The organism is Streptomyces sp. SID5785 (assembly GCF_009870065.1).
Taxonomy (GTDB): domain Bacteria; phylum Actinomycetota; class Actinomycetes; order Streptomycetales; family Streptomycetaceae; genus Streptomyces.
The window spans coordinates 1-9,294 of sequence record NZ_WWIA01000034.1 but is presented as its reverse complement, the minus strand read 5'-3'; the positions used below and the strand labels follow the sequence as shown (position 1 = coordinate 9,294).

Here is a 9,294-nt window from a genome sequence, read left to right as displayed (position 1 = left end):
ACGGGCCCGTGCCCGTCCGCTCCGGCGCCGGGGACGTGGGCGTGTCCGACGGAGGGCAGCGTCACCCAGGGACCGTCGGGCGTCCAGCGCAGCCGTTCGGGCAGGCCCGAGCGCACGGCGGCAGCGGCGGCGAGCGCGGTGAACCACGACAGCGACGGACGCGGGGCGGCGGCGCCCGCCGTGCCGTCGCGGAGCCGGTCGAGACGGACGAGGAGCCGGACGAGCGCGGGCCCGGCCGCCGGGTGGGTGAGGACGGCCGCCGCTCGGTCCGGATCCCGGCGCTGGGCCGCGGCGAGGACCTCCCAGGCCCGCCGGGCCTCGGCCGCCGTCGCGCCGCCGGTGTCCTGGGCGGCGCGGGTGACCGCGTGCACCAGCGCGAGCCGTCGGCTGTGCTCGGCGGACGCGAGCAGGCGGAGCGACTGCGGGCCCCCGAGCCCCGCGGCCATCGCGTCGAACAGCTCGCCGGGGACGCGATGCGGCGCGGGCGTCATGCCGCCTCCGGCGTCGGCGGGCGGGCGGCGGTCACGGGGGCGAGGTCCGAGGCCAGCCGCCCGCGGACCCGGCGGACGAGCGCGGCGAGGTCGGCGCAGTACACGCTGGGGTTGGCGAACCCGGTGTCGTGCCGGTACCGGGTGGCGTAGTGACCGGCGCCGCACACCGGGTGCAGGGGGCAGGCGCGGCACTCGGCGCACAGGCCCTCGGCGCCCCACTGCCGGGCGGCGATGCCCGGGTGCCGTACCAGGGCGTCGAAGTCGTGCCGGTGCACGTCGAGGCCGGTCCGGGTGGCGCCGTGGTAGGCGGTGCGCAGGGTGTCGTCCTGGGCGAGGGAACCGTCCGTCTCCACGACGGCGTAGCGCACGGGCGAGAGGCCGAGCCCCTCGGTGTCGGGCGTGGCGCCGAGGAGGAGCGCCATCAGGTCGTCCAGGATCCGCACCCGGGTCGACGGCTCCGGTGTGGCGTACCAGCGCTCGAAGACGGCCCACAGCCAGTCCGCGTAGGGGGTGGCGGGCCCGCGGGCGCGCCCGAGGCCGGGGGGCGGCGCGTCCCAGTTGCCGAGGGGCAGCAGGAAGTCGACGGAGGGCGGCCGGTGGGCCAGCAGGGCCTCGTAGGTGCGCACCGGGTCGTTGCGCAGGTCCACCGTGCACAGCAGGCCGTTGAACAGCGCCCGGTGGGGGCCGTCCGTGAGCAGCCGCAGCGCCGCGGCCACCCGTGCGTGACTGCCGCGGCCGTCGGCGCCGCGCCGGTGCCGGTCGTGGGCGGCCCGGCCGCCGTCGACGCTCACGCCGACCTGGATGCCGTGCTCGGCGAGCAGGTCGAGGCGCCGCTCCGTCAGCCGCACCCCGTTGGTCTGCACGGACAGGTGCAGGCGGACGCGGTCCCCGGCGGCCGCGCGCAGGGTGCGGGCGGCGGCGGCCAGCGCGGCGTCGCCCATCAGCAGGGGTTCCCCTCCGTGCAGGACCACGCCGGCCTCGGTCAGGCCGTGGGCGTCCAGGTGCTCGGCGATCCGCTCGGCGGTGCGCTCGACCACCCCGGGGGCCATGACACGCGGCTGATCGCGCCAACTTCCGTCCCGGGCGCGGTACATGTAGCAGTAGTCACAGGCCAGGTCGCAGCGGCTGTGCACCTTCAGGACGAACGCGTGCAGCGGGGACGGCGTCCAGCCCGCCGCCAGCCGGGCCGCCACGTGGGAGGGCCCTGGCCAGGGCGGATCGACATGACGCAGTGACGGTCGCCTCATCCAGTTCCCCCCGAGGTGCCGTGCCGTCCGTGGCGGCACGGACGCAGCACACCGTGTTCGACCAGTATTCGGGCGCCGTGCGCGGAGCGTCAACATCACGAATGAGACAACACCCCCGCTCCGCACCGAAGTTGGAGGGCTTCCGCGCAGGTCCGGACCCGGTCGCCCGGCGCTACCATGGCATCGGGACACGAGCAGTCCACCGACGCCCCGGAGTGCAGAGCATGGCGGTCACCGAGGATCACGCGGCGGGCGAGCCGGAGGGGGTCGCGCCCCCGGACGCCGAGTCGCCCGTCCTCGACATCTCCGGACTCTCGCTCGAGGACGTCGCGACGCTGCCTCCGTCCGCCCTGGGGAGTCTGCTGCGGCGTCTGCTGGACGCCCGCGACGCGGGCGGCGACGCGTTCGTCACCGGACACCTGGAGAGCAAGTGAACGCACCGGCGCGGTCCTATACTCAGGCGCCGCCGGTGTCCCGTTCGTTCAGTTTTCTGGCCTTACCGGCCCTGCCGGTGCCTCTGCCCCGTCGCGACCTCCCCGCGGAGAGACCATGCCGCAAGACCGCCGCTCCCAGCACCTGCCCGAGCGCCGTCCGTTCACCGTCTTCCTCACGACGTCGGAGAACCTGGGCCTGAGCACGACCCTGCGCAACATCGCGGACCTGCTCGGCGCGTCCCGGCAGAGCGTGCTGCTCGTCGACGGCCGCACCGGCACCGCACCCGCCGAACCGGTGCCGCCGCCCGAGCCCGGCGCGGTCCACGCCGTGCGCCGGTCCGACGCGGCGGAACTCGCCGCGCTCGCCGACGACCCGGTCGCCGCCGGGTACGACCACGTGCTGATCGAGGCGCCGGTCCCGGACACGGCGGGCGCCGCCGAGCCGGCCGCGCTCGCGGCGCTCGCCGACTCGTTCGTCGTCTGCTTCGCCCTGTCCGCCTGGTCGATCGACGGGGCGGGGGCCCTCGCGGAGGAGCTGTCCCGGCGCACCGGCGAGCGGACGGTGCGGGTCCTGGCGCTCGGTCTGCAGAGCAACATCGGGGTCGGCGACCGGCTGCGTGACGCGCGCGAGCGGGTGCGCCGGCGGTTCGGGACGCTCGCCCAGGCCCGCGGGGAGACGGCCGGCATCCCCTTCCTCGAGATCCCGTTCAACCCGCTCTACCAGGACAGCCAGGAACTGGCCGCGGACACGGAGACCGCGCTCACGGTCGCCGGGATCATGCCCTACTACGCCCAGGTCGCCGACTGGCTGCGGCGGGCCGAGCCGCGCCGGCTCACCGAGGTGCGCATCGTGCACACCTCCGCGCACGCGCCGTGGGCGGCCTGGCTCGACGACCGGCTGCGCGGCCGTGGCATCGGCACGACGCTCCTCAGGAGCGACCGGTACGGCGGTGAACGGCCGGGCCCGGGGCAGGCGTTGCTGTTCCTGTCCCCCGGCGCCGACCCGGCGCTGCTCCCCAAGATCGGCCCGCTGTCCCACACGGACGTCCGGATCGTCCTGGTCGACGAGCCGTACGCGCACGCGGAGACCTCCCACCACGAGCGCATCGACCTGCGCGGCAAGCAGGAGGAGGCCGCGCTCCAGGCGCTGTACGCGGGCCTCGCGATCGGTCCGGCCGCGGGGCCCGAGCCCACGCCTGCGGCCCGTTTCCCGCAGCTGCCGACAGTCTCCAACGTCGTCTCGCGCAACGGCTCGTTCGTGGACCGCGCCCCGCTCCTGGCCGATCTCGACCGGTCGCTGCGGGAGTCGGCCCGGCTCGGTCGGCCGCTCGTGCTGCACGCACCGAGCGGCTGGGGCAAGAGCGAGGCCGCGCGCGAACTGTGCCACCAGTACGGCCCCGGGTACGACGTCGTGTGGTGGGTCCGCGCGTGGGAGCGGCCCCGGGTGCGGCGCGGCCTGACGGCGCTGGCCGACCGGCTGGCCGCCACGGCCCACGGCGGGGCGGGCTCCGGGGCGGGCCGCGCCCCCGACCGCGACACGGACTCCGCCGACGACACCACGACCGGTACGGACCCCGACGCGGCCGGGGCGGGCGACGGTCCGGCGGCGCGGCGGCTGCTGCGCCGGCTCTCCGACCCCGCGTCGCGCGCCGGCCGCTGGCTCATCGTCTTCGACGGCGTGGAGCGGCCCGAGGACCTCGCGTCCTTCCTGCCCGAACCCCACGAGCACGGCCATGTCCTGATCACCAGCCGCGCCGCGACCGCGGACGGCGCCGCCCTGCGCACGACGGACCTCCCGCTGCGCCGCATGACGCAGGACGAGGCCCGGGCCCTGCTCGGCGAGCGCACGCCCGACCTCACCGCCGACGACGCCGCGCAGATCGCCGCCGTGCTCGACGGCGTCCCGATGGCGCTGCGGCTCGCCGCGTCCTGCCTCGCCGAGCGCGTCGCCCACCACCAGCGCGAGGGCCGCCACGACCCCGGGACCGCGACGGGCACGGCGGTGCGGGACGTCCTCGACACCTTCCGCTCCGCGAAGGCCGGACTCCTCACGCGTGCGGACGCGGCCTCGTCGATCCAGGTCATGGTGAAGGTGGCCCGGCTGCTCGCCCAGGACACGCCGGGAGCGAGCGCCTGGCAGCACGAGAGCCCCGGCCGGGACGCGCTCGGCTGGCTGCTCAACGCCGCGTCCCTGCTCACCGGGCGCGGCATGGGCCTCGAACTGCTGCGCACCCGCCGCATCCTGTCCGAGCTGGGCCGCGACGACCTGAGCCGCGACCGGCACGCGACTGTCGCGGGCCGCCCCCGGCACGTCGACGACGTGCAGCTGCCGGACGAGCACATGGTGAGCGTCGCCCTGTGGTCGCTGGCGCGGGTCGGGCTGCTCGACGTGGACTTCGACCGCACCGCACAGCCGCTGACGCAGCATCACGTGCTGCGGGACGTCGTGCGGGACGGCATGTCCGCGCACGAACGCGAGGACGTCGAGATGGCGCTGCGGGGCGCCCTCGCCGAGTACGTGCCGCACGAGAACCAGGACCTGTCGCGCGAGTGGGCCCGCGAGGTGTACGCGCTGCGCATGTGGGAGGACGAACGGCCGCGCGTGCGCCGCTCCCTGCTGCGCCACCTCAACGCCCTGAGCCAGCGCATGGGCCGCGCCGACCTGGCCCGGCTCCTGGACGTCGCCGAACAGGCCCGCGCCCGCTGGGAGTCGCCCGGCGACGACCAGTCGCCGGAGTACCTGCGGCTGCTCAACTTCATCGCGCGCGCCCACCGGCTGCGCGGCGACCACGCCGCCGCACGGAGCGTCTCGGAGGCGGCTCTGCGCGGCCACCGCAGGCTGCTCGGCCTGCTGCATCCGCGCACCCTGCTCTCGGCGGACTCGCACGCGGCGATCCTGCGGGCGCTCGGCCGGTTCGACGACGCACTGCTGCAGAGCCGGCCCGCCGTCGAGGGGCTGGCCCTGCTGCTCGGACCCCGGCACGCGGCGACCGCACAGGCCGAGCACAACCTGGCCCTCACCGAAGCCCTCACCGGCCGCTACGACGTCGCGCTCGCCCTGCTCCAGGACCGCTTCCGGCACCGTCAGGCGGTGGGCGGCAAGGACGACCCGGGGGCCTGGGTCCGCGCCGACCTGCTCGCCTACCTGCACCGCGCGGTCGGCCGCGACCAGGAGTCCCGCGATCTCCTGCGCCAGTACCTGCGCCGCAACGGACAGGAGTGGGACGGCGCCCGGCTGAGCGTCGAGGTGGGGCTCGCCATCAGCGAGCGCCGGATCGCGGACGCCTACCCGGTCGGCTCGAAGGATCCCCGCTACGGCTTCGAGCGGGCGTACGCACGGGACCTCGAGGCGCTGGAACGCTATCTGGACGAGTTCGGGAGCCGGCGTCTGGAGACCCTGCGCTGCCGGTTCAGCCTGGCCGCCGACCTGCACGCGCTCGGCAAGCACGAGGACGCCGAACTGCACGCCCGCACCTGCCTCGACGCGCTGACCGTGACGCTCGGCCCGCGGCATCCGTACACCGCTCTCGGCCGGGTCAGGCACGGTGTGTACCTGCGTGCCCTCGGCCGCGCCGACGACGCGCTCGACACGGGCCGGTCGGCCGTGGACACCCTGCGCGGACAGCTCGGCTGGACCCACCCGTGGGCGGCCGCCGCGGAGAACTCCCTCGCGGCCACCCACGCGGCCGCGGGCCGCCGCGAGGAGGCGCTGCAGTACGCGCGCAGCGCCGTGACCCGGCTGGACGACCTCGGCATGAGCGGCCGTCCGCTGGGCCGCCGGGTGCGCGACCACCTCGCGACGCTCCGCGAGGAAGAGCTGCCGCGCGCGGCACCGCCGACCGGCTTCGACATCGACCTCGAACTCCCCGGCCTGTGACCGCAGGCCCCAAGGCTCAAGAGGAGCGCACGTGGCAGCCCCCACGCAGCACACCGTCCAGACCTACAAAGAGTCCCACTGGGCACCCGAGCGCCATCAGAAGATCACCGAGCTGTGCGCGGCGACCGCCGGGACCACCCCCGCCGTGCGCTCCCTCGCCCACTACAGCAACGGCATCCTCGACTTCGTGATCTGCCGCTCCGACCGCGCCCCGATGAGTGCCGCGTCCGCGGACCCCGGCACGCCGGAGCAGGACGAGGCGCTGCCGGGCAGCCGTCTGCTGCTGTGCGCCCAGGACCTGGACGCGCGGCTGCGCCCGCTCGGCACCGGCGAACTGGTCCGTACGGTCGTCGCGGGGCCGGGCGGCGGGCTGTGGGGCGGCAGGGTGAAGCCGGGCGAGTACCTCGCGGCGGTGGCCGACACGAGCGACGACGTCGCCGCCCTGGACGAGGCGATGAACCGGCTGGTCACCAGGATCCGTGGCACGGTGCACAACCTGCCGACCGAGGCGCCGGGCGGCGACGAGTCGGCGCGCGCCGACGACGGGGCGCCCTGCCCGGGGCTGCGCGTGGATCTCGGCACCGGCGCCGGCCAGGACGGTCCGTACGGGCAGCGGCTGCGCTCCCTGCTCGGCACCCACCTGTCGGTGGCAGGGCTGCAGTACGCCGCCTACTACCGCGATCTCCGGCTCGTCTGTGTGGGCGACGTCTTCGACGACGACGACATGGGGCCCCGGTTCATCGACGTCAGCGTCCGGGCCCGGCGCACCGCCTACCGCGAGCTCACCGGCACCCTGCGCGGCCATCTGCCGCGCCTGGCCGACGCGCTCGGCATGGTGGCCCCGCCCGGCAACCACCGGCCGCCGATGAACCGTCTGGTGCTCGACGTCCAGGAGGGCGCCGTCTGCTTCGAGTGGCCGAGCCCGCGCGATCTGGTCATCGGGGTGACGCTCAACCAGTTGCAGGTGGGCGGCGCCGAGAAGACCCTCGACCGGCTGGCCCGGGAGCTGCACCTGATCAGCGTGCCACCGCAGCGTTGAGGGTCCGCCACACCTGTTCGGCGAGCGACTCGACGGTCCGGGCGGCGGTGAGCACGTGCCCGGCGCCCGCGTCGCCGAGCCGGTGCACCGGAAGGACCTCGACCGAGGTCTCGTAGTCCTGGCAGATCCGGCGCAGGCTCGCCCACTCCTCGCCGCTCGGTGTCCCGTCGCGGCGGCTGCCGTACCAACGGCCCACGGCCGACTGGAAGTCGGCGGTCAGCGCCCGCACGAGCGTGGCGCAGCCGAGCAGGCCGAGGTCGGCGTCCGTGGCGGCCGGGCGCGGGCGGGTCGCCCGGGCGGTGACCTTGCGGGTGACGGCGTCGAGCACGGCGAGCGCCTCCCGGAAGTGGTGCCGCACCGGGCCGGGCAGCTGCTCCTGCCCGGGGTCGTCGGTGCGGGGGTCCGCGGCCGCGGCGGGCCCCGGGGGCCGGCTGCGCCACTCCTGCCGCAGTTCGGCGATCTCCCGGCGCTGCACGGCGAAGGCGGAGCGCACCTGGTCCGCCAGGTCCGTGAGGCCGGCCGCCTGCCGTCCGGCGCGCAGCCGCTCGCCGAGCGCCCCGAGGGCCTCCGTGACGGCCGGTACGAAGCCGGTGTGCCGGTACACGAGGGGCCGTGAGCCGAGGGTGCGGCTGAGCCGGTCCTGCATGGCGTCGGACAGGTGCCCGTTGACGACGAGCAGGACGTCGAGCCGGGCGGGGTCGACGGCGCTGTGCAGGGCGCGCACGTGGGCGGTGACGCGCTCGGCGTCCGCGGCCTGGAGGACGGACGAGGTGAGCACGATCGCCAGGTAGGTGTTGGCCGCGGGGGTGAGCCAGTACAGCACCTCCAGGCCGGAGTTCTCGGGCGCGGCGGTCCGCGCGGAGACCGGGTCCCGCTCCGCGATCCGCCACTGGCCGCGCCCGACGGCCTCCCGCACCGCGCCGACGACCTGGGCGGGCGCCGCCTTCTCGTGCAGCACCCGGACGGCCCGGAGCACGGCGGCGGCGCGCACCTCGCGCACGGTGCCGTCGGGTTCCTCACTCTCCTGCCAGGCCTGGTGGCAGGTCTCCAGGACCTGGCGCGGAACGCCCTCGGTGAGTTCGTGCAGGGTCGCGAGCGCCGTGGGCCCGAACGGCGAGGCGGCGCCGGGCGGTTCCTGCGCCGGGCGGCCCGCCGCGAGGTACCCGGCGACGAGTTCCCCGGTCAGGCGGGCGTCGAAGCCGTGCGGCCACAGCTGCACGACGCGCTCGTGCAGGCTGGGCCGGAACGCGGAGAGTCCCTCGGGCGAGATGCAGAAGACGAGGAGACCGCCGCGGCTGACGTAGATGTTCACGAGCCGCTCGAACGCGTCGAGGAACGTGCGCCGGTGCTCGTCGGGCCAGTCGAGCACCTTCTCCAGCGCGTCGATGAGCAGCACGTAGGGGCGGCCGACCCGGGCGTGCACGAAGCCCTGCACGGCGAGCGCGTCGAAGACCTGGTGGATGCCGCTGGACTCGGCGCGGCCGTCCCCCGCGGGCAGGCCGATCGGTTCGGTGATCCCGCGCTCGACGAGCGGTCCCGCGGGTGCCTCGCCGTTGAGCCAGGACCACACCATGCGGGTGAACTCGGGGACGGGCAGCAGCGCGAGCGCCGTGGCGAAGCGGCGGTGCTCGGTGACGCTGCTCAGCGTCTCGCGCAGGTCCTGGCTGATCACCTCGGGGTCGTAGCGCAGGGCCGCGACGACCTTGCCGGGGTCGAGGGTGCCCTCGCGCAGGCCCGCCGCGAGCTCTCCGAGGTCACCGAGGCGGGGGTCCTCGCCCTGGGCGCCGACGCGCTGGGCGGTGACGTACGCGTAGTAGTCGCGGACGATCTCCTCGAACGCGCGGCGTCCCGCCTCGGTCGCGCCCGGGCCGCGCAGCCGGTCGCGGTACATCAGGCCCATGTTCCGGTCCGGTTCGTCCACGATCCACAGGGCGGGGCCGTCCTGGCGCTCGCCGAGCGCGGCGTAGGTCTCGCGCAGGGCGTGGCTCTTGCCGAGTCCGAAGCCGCCGACGAGGGCGACGGCGCGGCCGCGCCGGCCGCCCGCCGCGGAGGGTTCGGCGAGGTACGCGTCGACGATGCGGTCGAGTTCGCGCAGGGTGGGGGTGCCGACCGTGACGTTGCCCGAGTCCGCGTCGGGCACCGGGGCGCCGCCGAGGTCCACGGAGGAGTCGAGCCGGACGACGGGGGTCGAGGGAAACGGGTTGCC

The 9,294-nt window shown here is 75.9% G+C and carries 5 protein-coding genes and 1 pseudogene; 3 read left to right on the top strand and 3 right to left on the bottom strand.

Features of this window, described 5'->3' with window-relative positions; genetic code table 11:
- Positions 1-491, bottom strand: a pseudogene (locus tag GTW43_RS01230) (HEXXH motif domain-containing protein); the annotation flags it as partial.
- Positions 488-1,684, bottom strand: coding sequence for an FxsB family cyclophane-forming radical SAM/SPASM peptide maturase (locus tag GTW43_RS01225; protein WP_343245852.1), 1,197 nt, complete (start codon positions 1,682-1,684; stop codon positions 488-490). The pseudogene GTW43_RS01230 and the gene GTW43_RS01225, both read right to left, overlap by 4 nt.
- 278 nt (positions 1,685-1,962) lie before the next feature.
- Between GTW43_RS01225 and fxsA the strand changes: the two genes are divergently transcribed.
- The 3 genes from fxsA to GTW43_RS01210 all read left to right on the top strand — a co-directional run bounded on the left by fxsA (position 1,963) and on the right by GTW43_RS01210 (position 7,088).
- The gene (gene fxsA, locus GTW43_RS01220) at positions 1,963-2,172 is read left to right on the top strand and encodes an FxSxx-COOH cyclophane-containing RiPP peptide (protein ID WP_161299663.1); all 210 of its coding nucleotides are present in this window, start codon (positions 1,963-1,965) and stop codon (positions 2,170-2,172) included.
- Positions 2,173-2,287: 115 nt separating this feature from the next.
- Positions 2,288-6,049 (top strand): FxSxx-COOH system tetratricopeptide repeat protein, encoded by a 3,762-nt coding sequence (gene fxsT, locus GTW43_RS01215; protein ID WP_161299662.1) that lies wholly within the window; start codon positions 2,288-2,290, stop codon positions 6,047-6,049.
- 31 nt (positions 6,050-6,080) lie between these two features.
- Positions 6,081-7,088 carry a hypothetical protein gene (locus GTW43_RS01210; RefSeq protein WP_161299661.1) on the top strand — a complete coding sequence of 336 codons (1,008 nt, stop codon included), beginning with the start codon at positions 6,081-6,083 and terminating at the stop codon, positions 7,086-7,088.
- Here the strand turns inward: GTW43_RS01210 and GTW43_RS01205 are convergent.
- On the bottom strand, positions 7,066-9,294 hold a 2,229-nt coding region (locus GTW43_RS01205; protein WP_161299660.1), incomplete at its 5' end, for a hypothetical protein. The genes GTW43_RS01210 and GTW43_RS01205 overlap by 23 nt on opposite strands.